Source organism: Falsibacillus pallidus, assembly GCF_003350505.1.
Classification (GTDB): domain Bacteria; phylum Bacillota; class Bacilli; order Bacillales; family DSM-25281; genus Falsibacillus; species Falsibacillus pallidus.
Window position 1 is genome coordinate 1 of record NZ_QQAY01000023.1, and the last position, 14,490, is coordinate 14,490.

General features: G+C 45.2%; 19 protein-coding genes. 11 read left to right on the top strand and 8 right to left on the bottom strand.

Annotated features, from left to right (window positions below; translation table 11 throughout):
• Nucleotides 1–560 precede the first annotated feature (560 nt).
• From DFR59_RS18805 to DFR59_RS18815, 3 genes are all read right to left on the bottom strand, one after another.
• A complete protein-coding gene (locus DFR59_RS18805) occupies nt 561–752 on the bottom strand; it encodes a YfhD family protein (RefSeq protein WP_114747206.1) in 192 nt (63 codons plus the stop codon).
• A 99-nt stretch (nt 753–851) separates the two neighbouring features.
• A complete protein-coding gene (locus DFR59_RS18810) occupies nt 852–974 on the bottom strand; it encodes a YfhE family protein (protein ID WP_114747207.1) in 123 nt (40 codons plus the stop codon).
• 65 nt (nt 975–1,039) lie between these two features.
• Entirely contained in the window at nt 1,040–1,948 is a 909-nt protein-coding gene (locus DFR59_RS18815) for a TIGR01777 family oxidoreductase (RefSeq protein ID WP_114747208.1), read from the bottom strand.
• Nucleotides 1,949–2,047: 99 nt separating this feature from the next.
• On the opposite strand from DFR59_RS18815, the gene recX reads away from it, so the two are divergent.
• Nucleotides 2,048–2,851, top strand: coding sequence for a recombination regulator RecX (gene recX / locus DFR59_RS18820; protein ID WP_114747209.1), 804 nt, complete (start codon nt 2,048–2,050; stop codon nt 2,849–2,851).
• A gap of 191 nt (nt 2,852–3,042) precedes the next feature.
• On the opposite strand, the gene DFR59_RS18825 is transcribed toward recX, so the two are convergent.
• The gene (locus tag DFR59_RS18825; protein ID WP_114747210.1) at nt 3,043–3,735 is read right to left on the bottom strand and encodes an SDR family NAD(P)-dependent oxidoreductase; all 693 of its coding nucleotides are present in this window, start codon (nt 3,733–3,735) and stop codon (nt 3,043–3,045) included.
• Between the two features lie 147 nt (nt 3,736–3,882).
• On the opposite strand from DFR59_RS18825, the gene DFR59_RS18830 reads away from it, so the two are divergent.
• A complete protein-coding gene (locus DFR59_RS18830) occupies nt 3,883–4,203 on the top strand; it encodes a YfhH family protein (protein WP_114747211.1) in 321 nt (106 codons plus the stop codon).
• Nucleotides 4,204–4,255: 52 nt separating this feature from the next.
• On the opposite strand, the gene DFR59_RS18835 is transcribed toward DFR59_RS18830, so the two are convergent.
• Both DFR59_RS18835 and DFR59_RS18840 read right to left on the bottom strand, forming a co-directional pair.
• Entirely contained in the window at nt 4,256–4,414 is a 159-nt protein-coding gene (locus DFR59_RS18835) for a YpzG family protein (protein WP_114747212.1), read from the bottom strand.
• Nucleotides 4,415–4,450: 36 nt separating this feature from the next.
• Nucleotides 4,451–4,615 carry a small, acid-soluble spore protein K gene (locus DFR59_RS18840; RefSeq protein WP_114747213.1) on the bottom strand — a complete coding sequence of 55 codons (165 nt, stop codon included), beginning with the start codon at nt 4,613–4,615 and terminating at the stop codon, nt 4,451–4,453.
• Between the two features lie 147 nt (nt 4,616–4,762).
• Between DFR59_RS18840 and DFR59_RS18845 the strand changes: the two genes are divergently transcribed.
• Complete coding sequence (locus DFR59_RS18845) at nt 4,763–5,032, top strand: YfhJ family protein (RefSeq protein WP_114747214.1); 270 nt, start codon at nt 4,763–4,765, stop codon at nt 5,030–5,032.
• 205 nt (nt 5,033–5,237) lie between these two features.
• On the opposite strand, the gene DFR59_RS18850 is transcribed toward DFR59_RS18845, so the two are convergent.
• A complete protein-coding gene (locus DFR59_RS18850; protein ID WP_114747215.1) occupies nt 5,238–6,218 on the bottom strand; it encodes a metal-dependent hydrolase in 981 nt (326 codons plus the stop codon).
• 165 nt (nt 6,219–6,383) lie between these two features.
• On the opposite strand from DFR59_RS18850, the gene mutY reads away from it, so the two are divergent.
• Nucleotides 6,384–7,481 carry an A/G-specific adenine glycosylase gene (mutY, locus tag DFR59_RS18855; protein WP_114747216.1) on the top strand — a complete coding sequence of 366 codons (1,098 nt, stop codon included), beginning with the start codon at nt 6,384–6,386 and terminating at the stop codon, nt 7,479–7,481.
• Nucleotides 7,482–7,512: 31 nt separating this feature from the next.
• Here mutY and DFR59_RS18860 read toward each other — a convergent pair whose 3' ends face one another.
• The gene (locus DFR59_RS18860; RefSeq protein ID WP_114747217.1) at nt 7,513–7,737 is read right to left on the bottom strand and encodes a hypothetical protein; all 225 of its coding nucleotides are present in this window, start codon (nt 7,735–7,737) and stop codon (nt 7,513–7,515) included.
• A gap of 107 nt (nt 7,738–7,844) precedes the next feature.
• Between DFR59_RS18860 and fabL the strand changes: the two genes are divergently transcribed.
• The 7 genes from fabL (at nt 7,845) to DFR59_RS18895 (ending at nt 14,475) form a co-directional block, all read left to right on the top strand.
• The gene (gene fabL, locus DFR59_RS18865) at nt 7,845–8,588 is read left to right on the top strand and encodes an enoyl-[acyl-carrier-protein] reductase FabL (RefSeq protein WP_114747218.1); all 744 of its coding nucleotides are present in this window, start codon (nt 7,845–7,847) and stop codon (nt 8,586–8,588) included.
• Nucleotides 8,589–8,669: 81 nt separating this feature from the next.
• On the top strand, nt 8,670–8,885 hold the full coding sequence (locus DFR59_RS18870) for a gamma-type small acid-soluble spore protein (RefSeq protein ID WP_114747219.1): 216 nt from the start codon (nt 8,670–8,672) through the stop codon (nt 8,883–8,885).
• 177 nt (nt 8,886–9,062) lie between these two features.
• The gene (locus DFR59_RS18875) at nt 9,063–9,314 is read left to right on the top strand and encodes a YgaB family protein (RefSeq protein ID WP_114747220.1); all 252 of its coding nucleotides are present in this window, start codon (nt 9,063–9,065) and stop codon (nt 9,312–9,314) included.
• A gap of 222 nt (nt 9,315–9,536) precedes the next feature.
• On the top strand, nt 9,537–10,067 hold the full coding sequence (gene ntdP / locus DFR59_RS18880; RefSeq protein WP_114747221.1) for a nucleoside tri-diphosphate phosphatase: 531 nt from the start codon (nt 9,537–9,539) through the stop codon (nt 10,065–10,067).
• Nucleotides 10,068–10,198: 131 nt separating this feature from the next.
• Nucleotides 10,199–11,947 (top strand): ABC transporter ATP-binding protein, encoded by a 1,749-nt coding sequence (locus tag DFR59_RS18885; protein WP_114747222.1) that lies wholly within the window; start codon nt 10,199–10,201, stop codon nt 11,945–11,947.
• A 543-nt stretch (nt 11,948–12,490) separates the two neighbouring features.
• Nucleotides 12,491–13,486 (top strand): ABC transporter ATP-binding protein, encoded by a 996-nt coding sequence (locus DFR59_RS18890; protein WP_114747223.1) that lies wholly within the window; start codon nt 12,491–12,493, stop codon nt 13,484–13,486.
• Entirely contained in the window at nt 13,483–14,475 is a 993-nt protein-coding gene (locus tag DFR59_RS18895) for an ABC transporter ATP-binding protein (RefSeq protein WP_114747224.1), read from the top strand. The genes DFR59_RS18890 and DFR59_RS18895 overlap by 4 nt, the downstream gene beginning before the upstream one ends.
• Nucleotides 14,476–14,490 lie beyond the last annotated feature (15 nt).

The window sequence follows — 14,490 nt, forward strand, 5'->3', positions numbered from 1 at the left end:
GCAGAGGCCTCCAAGCGGAGTGAAAACGAAGCGCGGAAGAAAAAAAGTACGCCATTTACTTGCATATAAGTGTCTACTTTATTGACAGAAGTCCACTATACGCGAGAATATGCAGCTTTTTGCGCGAAACACAACCGTTTATGCACCAAAATCCATTCCTTATGCGCCAACGGTAGGCGGACCCCGAAAAGGTGAGAAAAAGAGCGACGCCATTCGACAAATACCGGGGCGTGACAGGGACCTTCAAAGCACCTTCCAGGTTATTCACACAGTTATCAACAGTCAGAATGTTTATAATTGTGGTTATTCACAGACTTATGCACATTATCCCCAGAATTATCCGACAATTTGTGCACAATTTTATCCACTCGACAAATTCACTGGTAGAAACATTTTCCAAAGTTATCAACATTATCCACAAAATGTGGGACGCGGGGACAGGTTCATTGTCCCGCCCCTGGGACAACAAACCTGTCCCCCTGTCCCATAAATATGAAAAAAGCAGGGAACGAATGGTCCCTGCTTTTTTCTTAGCCAATGCTTAAAGCATAAGCTTACTTTTATCGTTTGTTCTTTTTCTGCTTCACACGCTGGTTGGCAGCGTTGGAGCGAGCCTGTGCCTCAAAGTCGGCTTGGTCAGCTAATTCGCGGGAATACTCAACATCCTGAGCATTGCTTTTTAAGTTCTTAGGAACCTGTGGAAGTTTGTTCTTGTTCTTATCACGCGTTTTCTGATTGTTAGCACGACCCATTACACAAAACCCCTTTCAAGATAAAAGAAGATAAAAGTACGGGAGAGTGGATCCCCCGTACTAATAGAATGCCCGTATCTTGAAATTTTCCTCAGGTAATTATTTGTTTCTTTTGGTATTGTATCCAGCGACGCGATCCGCGGCTTTGAAAGACCGGGTATACGTAATCTCCTGTGCGCTCGTCAATGTGCTGCGTTCTTTTTCACCTTTTCGCTTTTCCAAATGAAAACACCCTTTCCCTCGAAGATTACTCCTATTTTTTCCATATTAAAGGCCGGATATACCGTTTACCTCTTATAAATATCCGCCAAGGCGCGCTCGAGAGTCGCAAAATGAAAGGAATATCCATTGTTCTGCAGTTTTTCGGGCATGACTTTTTGGCCTTCCAAAACGAGGATGCTCATTTCACCCAGGGCTAACTTCAGGGCAAAAGCAGGGGCCGGAAGCCAGTGGGGCCTGTTCAGGACGTCGCCGAGTATTTTCCCGAATTCATTCATCCGGAGAGGGTGGGGAGCTGTAAGATTGACGGGGCCACTCATTTGATCGTGTTCCATGCAGAACTGGACGGCTGATACTACGTCCTGGATGTGGATCCACGACATCCACTGTTCGCCGGATCCGACCTTTCCACCGGCAAACATCTTGTAAGGCATGGCGATTTTCGGCAGTGCTCCGCTGTCTTTTCCGAGGATGATGCCAAAGCGGGTAAACACCGTCCGTACACCATCCATCTCGGCACCGCTCGCTTTTTGCTCCCACTTCTTTACGGTTTCAGCGAGGAAGTCATCCCCTTTATCAGTGGACTCTTCTGTATAGGTCCTGTTCAAATCGGGCGGATAGATGCCGATTGCGCTGGCGTTGATCAAGACCCCAGGCTTTTTATTCAATGAACGGATGATCCGCAATACTTCATCTGTTGCTTTCATCCGGCTATCAAAAATCCGCTTCTTCCGTTCCTCTGTCCAGCGTCCGCTGTTGATGGATTCACCGGCTAAGTTAATGAATGCATCAATGCCTTCTAAATCCGGCACGGGATTGGCGCCGTCAGACATCCATTTCACGTAGCGGACTCGATCGGTGGAAGTGTATTTATCAGGATTGCGGGTTAAAATGATCACTTCATGATTCGCTTTCATCAAGTCATGTGTCAGGACTTTTCCAATGAAACCTGTTCCTCCGGTTATTGCTGCTTTCATTTCGTTCCCCTCCCGTTTCTTATTCCTTATATTTTACCTATTTCACCAATAAAAAACTTATACCAATGTGTTAACATTAATAAGAAGAGGTGATTCACCGTGGCCATCATTACGAAAATATCCAAACAAGTCAAAAACGATGAACGATATAATATTTTTTTGGATGGAAAATATGCTTTCAGTGTGGACGAGGATGTGCTGGCAAAGCAGAGGCTGCAGAAGGGGCAAGAGCTTTCTGACCTTGATATTTCGGAAATTCAATTCCATGACGATATCCGAAAAGGCTATAACATGGCATTGAACTATTTGACTGCCCGCATGCGGACGGAAAAAGAAATCAGGACTTACTTAAAGGATAAAGAAATAGAGGAATCCATCATTCCGGAAATCATTTTTAAATTAAATCAGTACAAGTTTATCAATGACGAAGAATTTGCGATTGCTTTTGTAAGAACGCAGGCAGCTACGACCAATAAAGGGCCTGTCACCATCAAAAGAGAGCTTGCGGAAAAAGGCGTCCATCAGAATTTCATTGAAAGGGCGTTGGAAGAGTTTCCGTTTGATCAACAGCTGGAGAACGCGATGAAGCTTGCTGAAAAAGTGGTGAGACAAAATCAGAACCTCTCTCAGTCCAATGTGAAGCAAAAAATTCAGCAGACCCTGATGAGGAAAGGGTATTCGTCGAGTGTCATCCAAGAGGCATTGAACGAAGTTGAGTTTGAAAAAGATACCGATGAAGAATGGGATGCAATCCTTTATCAAGGAGAAAAAGCCTACAGACGCTACAGCAAATTTGAAGGATTTGAATATAAGCAAAAAATGAAGCAGGCGCTGTATCGAAAAGGATTTAAGATGGAGCTGATCGACCGCTTCCTTGAACATAAAGAAGAAGAGGAGGGCTGATATGGCCCTCCTCTTGTTTATCACAATAGCTATAAGTTAACAAATTTTGCAAGTGCAGTACCGGCTAGCTCCAGCGCCTAGAGGCTGGGAGGTTTCCCTCAGCACACTTACGATAAGTCAACATCGGATCGCTTTCGCTCTCCGTGTTTCCTTTATCTCGTGGTGCTTCAGTCCAACCTCGGCGCCTCTGTTCAGGCGCTTCCGCTTTTGTTCTTGGATTCAATAACGATCTCTGTCTTCTCTGCGCTTTCTTTGACGATGATTTCCGCCACTTCTTTTGGTGTGCGCAAGCGGCTTTTATCCTTGATATGGTCCGTCTCGTCCCAGAATGGCGTGTTCATTCCGCCCATGTAAGCTGCAACAATGCGGAGGCCGGTGTCGGCATACTCCTGCTGCAAGCTCTCTGTGAAGCCTCTTAATGCAAATTTACTTGCTACATACAACGATTCATTTTTCTTGCCGCGCAGTCCGGCTGTTGAAATGATATTGATGATCGTGCCTCTATTATTCTGTAAAAAGCCCGGGATAAATGCTTTTGCCAAATAAATCGGTCCGAAGCTGTTTGTACGGAACATCGCTTCCATCTGATCGGCCGTCGATTCCATAAATGGTCCGAACATTCCTATGCCGGCGTTGTTCACGAGGATATCCACAGGGCCGTCTTCTTCAATTTCCGCTGCAATGTGCTTAACTTCGCTTACCACCGTTATATCCGCTGCATGAACATAAACCTTTGCACCGCTTTTTTCTGCTTCAGCCGCCGTTTCTTCCAATGTCTGCAGGCTGCGCCCGACCAGGTGCAATTCCACATCATTATCGGCATACTGCAAAGCCAATTCTTTTCCTAGTCCTGTGCCTGCTCCAGTAATCACAATTTTTTTCATGATGAACGCCCCCTATGTAAAAAATGATTCGTCTTTCGGCATGAGTTCAATTAAAATTCCAATTTAACTTTCCGTGCATATACGAAAAGAAGATTCACTTTATTCTATCGCATTTTTTCACTATACTAAAGCAGAGGTGCTTATACTATGGAAACTGAGAGAAGATATAGTGAGATGACGAAACATGAGTTGAATGAAGAGATTGCCCAATTGCGGGAGAAAGCTCGAAAAGCCGAGCAGCTTGGCATGGTGAATGAGTTCGCTGTACTGCAGCGTAAATCGATCATGGCTCAGGCCTATCTCCTTGATCCAAACGATTTCAAATCAGGAGAAATCTACGGGATTATTGGCGATCCGGGCAATTATTTTAAAGTCGACTACATGAATGGCGTGTTTGCCTGGGGCTTCCGCCTGCAGGGAGATGGAAAGGAAGAGGCCCTTCCGATTTCACTCCTACAGAATAAATAAAATAATGGCCAGGCGCCTTTCAAAAGATCAGCGCCTGGCAGTCAATTAGGGGTTATGACCTTTTACGCGTTTCATTCGCTAGAATGATCTGCTTCTGAGTGATTCTTGTTTCGCCATTCGCTTGAGCATGAGCGTGTTTTTTATTGAACCAAGCTTTATTGAATGGACTGTTATATCTGTCATTAGAGAAATTATTATTCACATTATCCATGTGAAAGCCCCCTTGAATTGTCAGATTCAGTACGTGTCAAATGGTATCCTTTTCACGTTGATTGGATGCATGCATTCTTTCTTGCGGATGCGTATTGATTGTGCCGTTTGCCCGTTTAGAGGCATACTCGGCTTTGGCCCGCGGCTCGCCTTCGAATTTATTCTGGCTGCCGTATGGGAAACCTTTAGCTTTATTTCGCATGTAAGAACCCCCTGAATGCTTGATCGACTTGCACTGACGCGGGAAAACAAAGATGTTCTCCGCAATGCTTCCCCGCGTACATATAGTATGATGAAAATTGACTGGCACTAAGCGGAGATATTAATGGGAAAGGAGGTTGCAATTTTTATGAATGAATTATTCGAAAAGCTGACGGCACTTCTGTTGGAGAAAAACGATCGCTTAAGCTATGCAAGAGCAAGGACGTGGGTCGAAATCCTCTGGGAAGATTTCGAAACTACCTATGCTAAAGCTGGACGCGAATACAAAGGCAGGGAAATGACGAAAAAAATCGTCACCCACTGGATTACGCAATACGGAGAAAAGCTCCATGAATTTGCAGCCGTCAATCCAAAATATCAGCACCTGCTTAATGATGAAAATGACATGAAGCACTAATGCACAACAAAAGGATCATCGCCATTTTATATGGACGATGATCCTTTTGTTATAGAAAGAAAGTATAAAAATTCTGGGTGAAGTGCTGTCCAGCTCCAGCGCCTAGCCCCTCGAGTCATAAGCCGTACCTCTACGGAAATCAGGATTTCCTTCGAGTTCCGTCTTATGCTGGTCGGGGCTGTTCGAGGCGCTTGCGCTTTTCTTACTAGAAAGTATTGATCTCAAGCTTCTTCCTGAGTTTTTCCTTGCTAAAGATCCAGCCGGTATAGGAGCCTGTAATGTTCAGGTCAAGATCGAGCTGCACCACGGCGACAAATGGATAGTGGCCGTTGCTCCGGTAGCGCAAATCGATGAATCTCACTTCATAATAGTCATCGTATTCATCGACTTCCCAGCGGAAGACCGGGGAAAAATGCAGGAACGCAGATAGGTTTTTATCTTTTTTCGCTGCATTGATCACATCTGTATCCGGAATGGGGATCCGTTTAAACTCATCAAGCACCGTGATGGATCTCTGGTGCCCGCGCGCCACATAGAAAGAATCGCGTGTTTTGACGGCAATCCGCCATTGGTGAAAACGCATGGTCGGAGAGACGATGATTGTTTCTGCCGTCGGAATACGTTTCTTGATGGCTTTTTTCAAACTGTGATGAGCATAAATCCGCCGCAGATAATAGCCGATGAGAATAACATATATGAGGGCAAAAGTAATGCCCGGATCCGCTCCGAATCCCCACAAGATCAAGCCTATTACATGCATGATGAAAATAAAGGGGTCAAACGTATTGATGATCCCCAGCGCGACCCATCTGGATGAAAATGGCCGTAATGCCTGAGTCCCGTAAGCGTTGAAGATGTCAACAAACACATGCAGGAAGACGGCGAAAAATGTCCACAGCCATAAATGCAGCAGGTTGGCTTGCGGCATCAGCGGGTAGATCACTGCGATGATGGCAAGAGGCCAGAGCATGACGGCAGGGATCGAATGGGTAATGCCCCGATGGTTGCGAATATAAACAGCGTTATTCCTTAATTTTAATACAGTATCTATATCAGGTATTTGCGATCCGATGATGGTTCCTATCAACACACTATGTGCGGTGGCCGTATGTTCCGCAACCACTGGATCGAGCGTCGCCAATCCTCCAAGCGCAAACCCCATGACTACGTGTGTGCCAGTATCCAAGTATGGATTCCTCCTTTTTAAAGGACAGCATTCTAGCTTGTATTGTTTGCAAAACATGATAAGGTATAAAAGAGTTCAATACCATGGGAAAAACGTTTCAAATCTGTTCCATAATTATGTTATTCCCTAAACTGACACTAGATTAACATCCTGGAGGAAGTATTTGTGGCAAAAATATTCATAGATAATCTTGAGAAAATAGATATAGAGGGATTTCAACAAGATCTCATCAATTGGTTCCAAGCGGAGCAAAGGACCCTTCCGTGGCGGGAAAACAAGGATCCTTACCGGGTATGGGTTTCTGAAATCATGCTTCAGCAGACGAGAGTCGATACGGTCATACCTTACTTCAATAACTTTGTCGAGCAGTTCCCGACGATAAATGACCTTGCCGAAGCAGATGAAGATAAAGTCTTAAAAGCCTGGGAAGGTCTTGGATACTATTCCCGCGTACGCAACCTGCAGAGTGCTGTGAAAGAAGTAAAGGAAGTATATGGCGGCATCGTTCCAAAGGATCCAAAGGAAATCGCCAAACTGAAAGGCGTGGGACCCTATACAGCAGGTGCTATTTTAAGCATTGCCTACGGTGTGCCGGAGCCTGCAGTGGATGGAAATGTCATGCGGGTCTTTTCACGGATTCTTTCGATCTGGGAGGACATAGCTAAACCGGCTTCCCGAAAAGTATTTGAAGAAGCGGTCCGTGCAATCATCGCCAAAGATAATCCATCCGATTTCAATCAGGCTTTGATGGAGCTTGGCGCCTTAATCTGTACACCGACATCGCCGTCCTGCCTACTCTGCCCTGTAAGGGAGCACTGCATCGCATTTCACGAGGGGAAAGAGCGTGAACTTCCGATCAAAACGAAGAATAAAAAGACCAAAAAAGTTCAGCTCGCAGCGGCAATCCTTTCGACTGATGATGGAAGATACCTGATTCGCAAGCGGCCTGCGAAAGGACTCCTCGCCAATCTTTGGGAGTTCCCGCAGTGTGAAGATGACCATACATTCACCTCCACCAAGAGGCACTTGCAGGAATATTTATTAAAAGAACATGCTGCCATGGCAGAAGTTGAAAATGCAGCCTTCGGAAAAATTGAGCATGTCTTCTCACACCTTGTCTGGAATATTGATGTGTATGCCGGCAGAATCGAAGGCGAAATCGACCAAACCGATACCGTGAAGCTAGTGACAGAAGAAGAAATGAAAGAATTCGCATTCCCGGTTTCCCACCAGAAGATGTGGAAGCAGTATAAGGAAAAATGAAGCTGCAGAGTATAGCAGCTTCATTTTTAATTTAATCAAAGTTAACTTCGGTACCATGGGTATAATCCGCTTCGAGTCTTTTCAACCCGCCGCGGCCTTCGATTTCCTCGACGATTTCACGATGGATGGTCTGTCCTTCTGAATTTAAGTATGGCACCATCTGCTGCAGGGAATGGTGGAAAAAGGCCAACTCGCTTTTTTTCCATTCCGACATCGGCAGCATGCTCAATTCCGTCATATCACGGCCAACATACATGGGTTGCACTCTCCTTTTCACATGCGCTTATTCCTATTCTTTATTCCGGCGTTGTTTGTTATGCGCAAAATCGCTAAAATATATACGAATAGAAAGGATGAAGAAAAATGTCTAATAAAGTTGCATTAGTTACAGGAAGCAGCAGGGGCGTAGGAAAAGCCATCGCTCTTGAACTTGCCAAAGAAGGATATGATCTTGTCATCAATTATGCCCGCAGCAAAAAAGCGGCGCTTGAAACAGCTGAAGAAATTGAAAAGCTAGGAAGAAAAGCTTTTGTCGTACGTGCAAATGTAGGCGACGTTGAAAAAATCCGCGGCATGTTCGAAGCCATCAAGGAAGAGTATGGCCGTCTGGATGTATTCATCAGCAACGCAGCATCAGGCGTTCTCCGTCCTGTCATGGAGCTCGAAGAATCCCACTGGGACTGGACGATGAATATCAACAGCAAAGCTTTGCTGTTCTGTGCACAGGAAGCGGCCAAGCTTATGGATAAAGGCGGAAAAATCGTCAGCATCAGTTCATTGGGTTCCATTCGCTACTTGGAAAACTATACGACAGTCGGTGTCTCCAAAGCGGCAGTTGAAGCTTTGACGCGCTACTTGTCCGTCGAACTTTCCAAAATGGATATCGTCGTCAATGCCGTTTCAGGCGGAGCCATCGATACCGAGGCCTTGAAACATTTCCCGAACCGCGAACAGCTTCTCGAAGATGCGCGCCAAAACACACCTGCCGGAAGAATGGTGGAAATCGAAGACATCGTAAAAACGGTCAAATTCCTTGTATCGGATGATGCCTTCATGATCCGCGGACAGACGATCATCGTTGATGGCGGACGCTCTCTGCTTGTTTGAAAAATAGAATTTTTTTCCATAAAAATCATTGGATAGCCTCCCGCATTAATGGATAAATTAATGAGCGTGGAGGTGATTACAATGGCAAAACAACCAAACAAAACTCAAGCAGGTACAAGCGTACAACACGTGAAACAACAAAACGCTCAAGCTGGTCAACAAGCTGGTGCAGCTCAACAATACGGTACTGAGTTTGCAGCTGAGACTAACGCTACTAACGCTCAAGAAGTTAAACAACAAAACCAACAATCTGAAGCTAAGAAAAACCAAGCTTCAGGAAACCAAGCTCAACAATAATCGAATTGTTGCGCGATAGAAGCCGGTTCCCGTCTGGGGCCGGTTTTTTCTTGTTTGAAAAAATGAGGGAGCAGTCCTTCGACAAAACTACTTCCTATGCGACAGAACTAGTCAAAGGAGTTTAAAGGAGCGGGCAGAATTTATGTAATAACAAAAAAAATTAGACGGGGTGATTGCGTGTCTCATTTTAATAAAATGGTGTCTGAGCAGCTGGAGACGATGGAGAAGCTATTATTTATGCAGTCAGAAATTGAGCGGTGCCAGGAACTTGAGTTGGAGCTTGCAGAACTGCAGGAGGAGGCGAAGCTGGAATCTGTAAAGGAACAGATCATCATGATGAAGAAGGAGCTCCATGAAATTCAGCGGGCGTTTGAGGAGCAAACGGATGAAGTTATACGGTCTTATCAGGAAATGAAGCTATTCGCTTGAGGGTTCTTGTGAAAAACAAGGGCTCTTTTGTTTTAAAAATGGAGATTAAACGTTATAATAGTAAAAAAAGCCGGTCCCTTCTGCGGAAGGGGTTATTTTTATAGGAATATATTGTACATATCGATTTAATAAAAAACATATACGCACATGAAACAGCCCGTATGCGCAGCTGGCCGTTTGGTGCAGATAATCAGGATTCGGAAGGAAAGTAGGGGAAAATCAATGGCAGTACCGGTCGAGGGAGAAACGTTGCAGATCCACAGCTATAAGCATGATGGCCATTTACATAGAGTTTGGGATGAAACGATGGTATTGAAAGGAACAAAAAATCTTGTCATTGGCGGAAATGATCGGACGATAGTGACGGAATCGGATGGACGGACGTGGGTTACAAGAGAGCCGGCCATATGTTATTTTCACGGGGAATTATGGTTCAATATCATCGGAATGATCAGGGAAGATGGGATTTACTACTATTGCAATCTAAGCTCCCCATTCGTGTATGACAATGAGGCGCTGAAATATATCGACTACGATCTGGATATCAAAGTGTTTCCGGATATGACGTTCAATTTGCTCGATGAGGATGAATATGAGCAGCACCGCCGGCAAATGGGCTATCCGGATGTCATCGATCAAATTTTGCAGCGCAATGTGGACAAGCTTGTCCGCTGGATCAGACAGCGAAAAGGTCCCTTTGCGCCTGACTTTATTGATATTTGGTATGAAAGGTATTTGACTTACCGCCGTTGATAGCTGGAACGAGTAAGACGCCTGTTGAGGACGATTCAACAGGTTTTTTCATGGCTTGCTTTGTTTAAGGGTAAATGCGTGCATTTACCTTTAGGCATGGCAGACAACCCATGATGAAAGGAGGAAAATGAATGGATAGCATCAAAAGATATATGCGTTTTGTCAAACCTTACAAATGGCAGATCATTGGGACCATCATCATTGGAATTATTAAATTCATCATTCCGCTTCTCATTCCGGTCCTGATTAAATATGTCATCGATGATGTCATCAACAACCATGGGATGACGGCGGATCAAAAAACGCATCACCTGCTCCTTGTCATGGGCGGGATGGTAGTGGTTTTCGTCATCCTTCGTCCGCCTGTGGAATATTACAGGCAATACTTTGCTCAATGGACAGGGAACAAGATTTTATATGACATTCGCGATAAACTTTTCACTCATATTCAAAAGCTGAGCTTTAAATATTATGCCAACACTCGTGCAGGGGAAGTCATTTCCCGCGTGATCAACGACGTGGAGCAGACAAAGAACTTCGTCATCACCGGATTGATGAACGTCTGGCTTGATGGGGCAACGATTCTCATTGCCATTGTGATCATGCTGACGATGAATGTACCGTTGACGATTGTTTCATTGATTATTTTTCCGTTCTATGGATTGTCTGTCCGCTACTTCTTCGGGAATTTGCGGAAGCTCACCCGCGAACGTTCCCAGGCGCTTGCAGAGGTTCAAGGATATCTTCATGAGCGGGTGCAGGGGATGCCCGTCATCAAAAGCTTTGCCATTGAGGATTATGAGCAGGTGCAATTTGACCGGGAAAATTCAAATTTCCTTCAGAAAGCCCTGAATCATACGAATTGGAATGCAAAAGCATTTGCTGTCGTCAATACGCTGACGGATGTTGCACCGCTTTTGATTATTGGCTTTTCAGGCTATCAGGTCATCAATGGCAGCTTGTCGCTCGGGACAATGGTTGCCTTCATTGCTTATATCGACAGGCTGTACAATCCGCTGCGCCGCATGGTCAATTCATCGACGACGATCACACAGGCGATTGCATCAATGGACCGCGTTTTCCAATTATTTGATGAAAAATATGATATTGATGATTCTCCGGGTGCCATTGAATGCCGGAATGTTAAAGGGGACATTCATTTCGATCATGTAAGCTTTACATATGACGAGAAGGACGGTCCGGTCCTGAAGGATATCGATCTGCATATAAGAAGCGGGGAAACCATCGCGCTTGTAGGAATGAGCGGCGGCGGAAAGTCATCCCTTGTCAGCTTGATTCCGCGATTTTATGATGTGACTGGCGGACGAATCCTTCTGGACGGTACGGATATAAGGAAATTCAGGGTAAGAAGCCTGCGCGATAAAATCGGGATGGTGCTCCAGGATAATATTTTGTTCAGCGAGTCCGTCAAGACAAATATCCTCCTTGGAAAGCCGGATGCAACTGATGAAGAAGTGTTCGCAGCGGCAAAAGCAGCCAATGCCCATGACTTCATTCTCGGCCTTCCTGATGGCTATGATACAAAAGTCGGGGAGCGGGGAGTGAAGCTTTCAGGAGGCCAAAAACAGCGGATCGCCATTGCCAGGGTGTTCATCAAGAATCCGCCGCTTCTCGTTTTGGATGAAGCCACTTCTGCATTAGATCTTGAAAGTGAGCATCTCATCCAGGAAGCACTGGAGAAGCTTGCGAAAGATCGAACAACATTTATTGTGGCCCACAGACTATCAACGATTACACACGCTGACCGCATTGTCCTTATCGAACACGGCCGGATTGCAGAGGTCGGTTCCCATGAAGAATTAATGCGGCTTGAAGGAAATTACCATAAACTGTTCCAGGTCCAGCAATTGGACCACTAAATCCGTGAAGGGAGCTTCGCGGATTTTTTTTTGACGTAAATCGGGAAGTTGTCCAGCTCCGCCGCCTAGAGGCTGGGAGGTTTCCTTCAGCACACTTACGATAAGTCAACATCGGCTCACTTCATTCACCGTGTTTCCTTTATCTCGTGGTGCTTCAGTCCAACCTCGGCGCCTCTGAACAGCCGGCTCCGCTTTTCTTCGAATAGTCCTTTTTACATATTTAGAAGGAACTTGAAATGATATACAACAATATCAATTTTAGTAATTTAGCACAGTAAAGAAAAATGGATTTGTTATTCTGGGAAAGTAAATGCTATTCTCGGCATAAATGAACATGTTGGAATTGTAAAGGTTTTCAATAATCGTTTTCCTTTTCCATTAGTTTTTCGTAACCCGAAAAGCTTTTGTGTCCATAATAATATACGAATATAATTTTCGAAAAATTTAGTATTGTCAAAACAATTTATCTGTGTATAATAAACTCATATATTATAGAAAATTTTTCATATTCAGAAAATAATCGTTTTCGCAGGGGGGATCAGATTGGCACATGAGCGTACAGTACTATCTGTAGAGAAATTACAGACATCCTTCTTTACCGATGAAGGAGAGATTCCAGCTGTAGATGGAGTGGACTTCCACGTAAATGAAGGAGAGATCCTTGGAATCGTAGGGGAGTCAGGATGCGGAAAGAGCGTCACATCCCTTTCCATCATGGGATTGGTTCCGAAGCCCCCGGGAAAGATCACCGGCGGGAAGATCCTATTCCAAAATGAAGATTTGACGAAAGCATCAGAACGAAGGATGAGGCAGATCCGCGGCAATGATATCGCTATGATATTCCAAGAGCCTATGACATCCTTAAATCCCCTTTTCACGATTGGGAATCAATTGATGGAAGCCATCAAAATACATAATAAGTGGCCAAAAGCAAAAATCAAGGCACGGGCCGTCGAAATCATGAAGATGGTTGGACTTCCAAGGGCAGAAGAGCTTATGGAAGAATATCCGCATCAGCTTTCCGGCGGGATGAGGCAGCGCGTAATGATCGCAATGGCGATGGTGTGCGACCCGAAGCTCCTCATAGCAGATGAACCGACGACGGCGCTTGACGTGACCATCCAGGCTCAAATCCTAAAGTTAATGAAGGATCTTAATACAAAATTGAACACAGCCATCATTTTGATCACCCACGACTTAGGTGTGGTGGCAGAGGTTTGCGACAGGCTCGTGGTCATGTATTCAGGAAAGGTTGTGGAGGAGGGGGATGTCAAAACCATCTTCACCAATCCTCAGCATCCTTACACAAAAGGGTTGATCCAATCGGTTCCGGATATGCGAAAGAAGCAGCAGAGGCTCTATTCCATCCCTGGCAACGTGCCAAGACCAGGCTCGGTCAAAGAAGGATGCCGCTTCGCCCAGCGCTGTGAATTTGCATTCGACCGCTGCTGGAAGGAGAATCCGGAGCTTTATGAAACAGATTCGAACCACCAAACCAGATGCTTCCTGCATGAAAACAAAGTAGGTGTGACGGTATGACAGAATCATTGATCGAAATCCAGGATTTGAAAAAACACTTCCCCTTGACGGGGGGCGTCTTCGGAAAAACAGTCGGACATGTCAAAGCAGTGGACGGCGTCTCCTTTTCAGTAAGGAAAGGGGAGACACTCGGCATCGTTGGGGAAAGCGGATGCGGAAAGTCCACTACAGGAAGGATGCTTTTAAGATTAATAGAGCCTTCCGAAGGGTCCATTAAATTTGAAGGCAAAGACATTACCAATCTATCAAAAAAAGACATGCGCGCATTGAGACGGGACATGCAGATGGTCTTCCAGGATCCGTTTGCTTCCTTGAATCCAAGGCATACGGTGGAGAAAATCCTTGAAGAGCCGCTGATCGTCCATGGAATCGGCAATGCCGCAGAAAGAAAGCAAAAAGTAAAAGAAATGCTCGAGGTCGTAGGCTTGAGCAGCTACTACGCCAAACGCTATCCGCATCAATTCAGCGGCGGGCAGAGACAGAGGATCGGCATTGCAAGGGCATTGATGACGCGTCCTAAGCTGATCATTGCCGATGAACCGGTTTCGGCTCTCGATGTTTCCATCCAGTCGCAGGTGTTGAATCTATTAGAAGACCTGCAGAAGGAATTTGATCTTACTTATATCTTCATTGCCCATGATTTAGGGGTCGTAAGGCATATCAGCGACCGCGTCGGGGTGATGTATTTAGGAAGGATGGCGGAGCTCTCAGACAGCGACAAGCTATATGAAAAGCCGCTTCATCCATATACACAGGCATTATTATCAGCTGTCCCGATTCCGGATCCGGACTTCAAGAGGGAAACAATTCTCCTTCAAGGCGATATCCCGAGTCCGTCCAATCCGCCTAAGGGTTGTGCATTTCACACAAGATGTCCACATAGTATGGAAGTATGCAAGTCTATTACTCCAGTATTTCAAGAAGCTGAACCTGGTCATTATGTTGCCTGCCATCTGTATTCAGAAGACAGCAGCATGACAAATAAATAAAAAGTTTTGGAGGGG

What these genes read in the sequence shown, in the direction of transcription:
- DFR59_RS18805 (WP_114747206.1), bottom strand. Translation starts at nt 752, where the DNA reads ATGGGTCGTGCTAACAATCAGAAAACGCGTGATAAGAACAAGAACAAA.
- DFR59_RS18815 (WP_114747208.1), bottom strand. Translation starts at nt 1,948, where the DNA reads ATGAAAGCAGCAATAACCGGAGGAACAGGTTTCATTGGAAAAGTCCTG.
- DFR59_RS18825 (WP_114747210.1), bottom strand. Translation starts at nt 3,735, where the DNA reads ATGAAAAAAATTGTGATTACTGGAGCAGGCACAGGACTAGGAAAAGAA.
- DFR59_RS18830 (WP_114747211.1), top strand. Translation starts at nt 3,883, where the DNA reads ATGGAAACTGAGAGAAGATATAGTGAGATGACGAAACATGAGTTGAAT.
- DFR59_RS18835 (WP_114747212.1), bottom strand. Translation starts at nt 4,414, where the DNA reads ATGGATAATGTGAATAATAATTTCTCTAATGACAGATATAACAGTCCA.
- DFR59_RS18840 (WP_114747213.1), bottom strand. Translation starts at nt 4,615, where the DNA reads ATGCGAAATAAAGCTAAAGGTTTCCCATACGGCAGCCAGAATAAATTC.
- DFR59_RS18845 (WP_114747214.1), top strand. Translation starts at nt 4,763, where the DNA reads ATGAATGAATTATTCGAAAAGCTGACGGCACTTCTGTTGGAGAAAAAC.
- DFR59_RS18860 (WP_114747217.1), bottom strand. Translation starts at nt 7,737, where the DNA reads ATGTATGTTGGCCGTGATATGACGGAATTGAGCATGCTGCCGATGTCG.
- fabL (WP_114747218.1), top strand. Translation starts at nt 7,845, where the DNA reads ATGTCTAATAAAGTTGCATTAGTTACAGGAAGCAGCAGGGGCGTAGGA.
- DFR59_RS18870 (WP_114747219.1), top strand. Translation starts at nt 8,670, where the DNA reads ATGGCAAAACAACCAAACAAAACTCAAGCAGGTACAAGCGTACAACAC.
- ntdP (WP_114747221.1), top strand. Translation starts at nt 9,537, where the DNA reads ATGGCAGTACCGGTCGAGGGAGAAACGTTGCAGATCCACAGCTATAAG.
- DFR59_RS18885 (WP_114747222.1), top strand. Translation starts at nt 10,199, where the DNA reads ATGGATAGCATCAAAAGATATATGCGTTTTGTCAAACCTTACAAATGG.
- DFR59_RS18895 (WP_114747224.1), top strand. Translation starts at nt 13,483, where the DNA reads ATGACAGAATCATTGATCGAAATCCAGGATTTGAAAAAACACTTCCCC.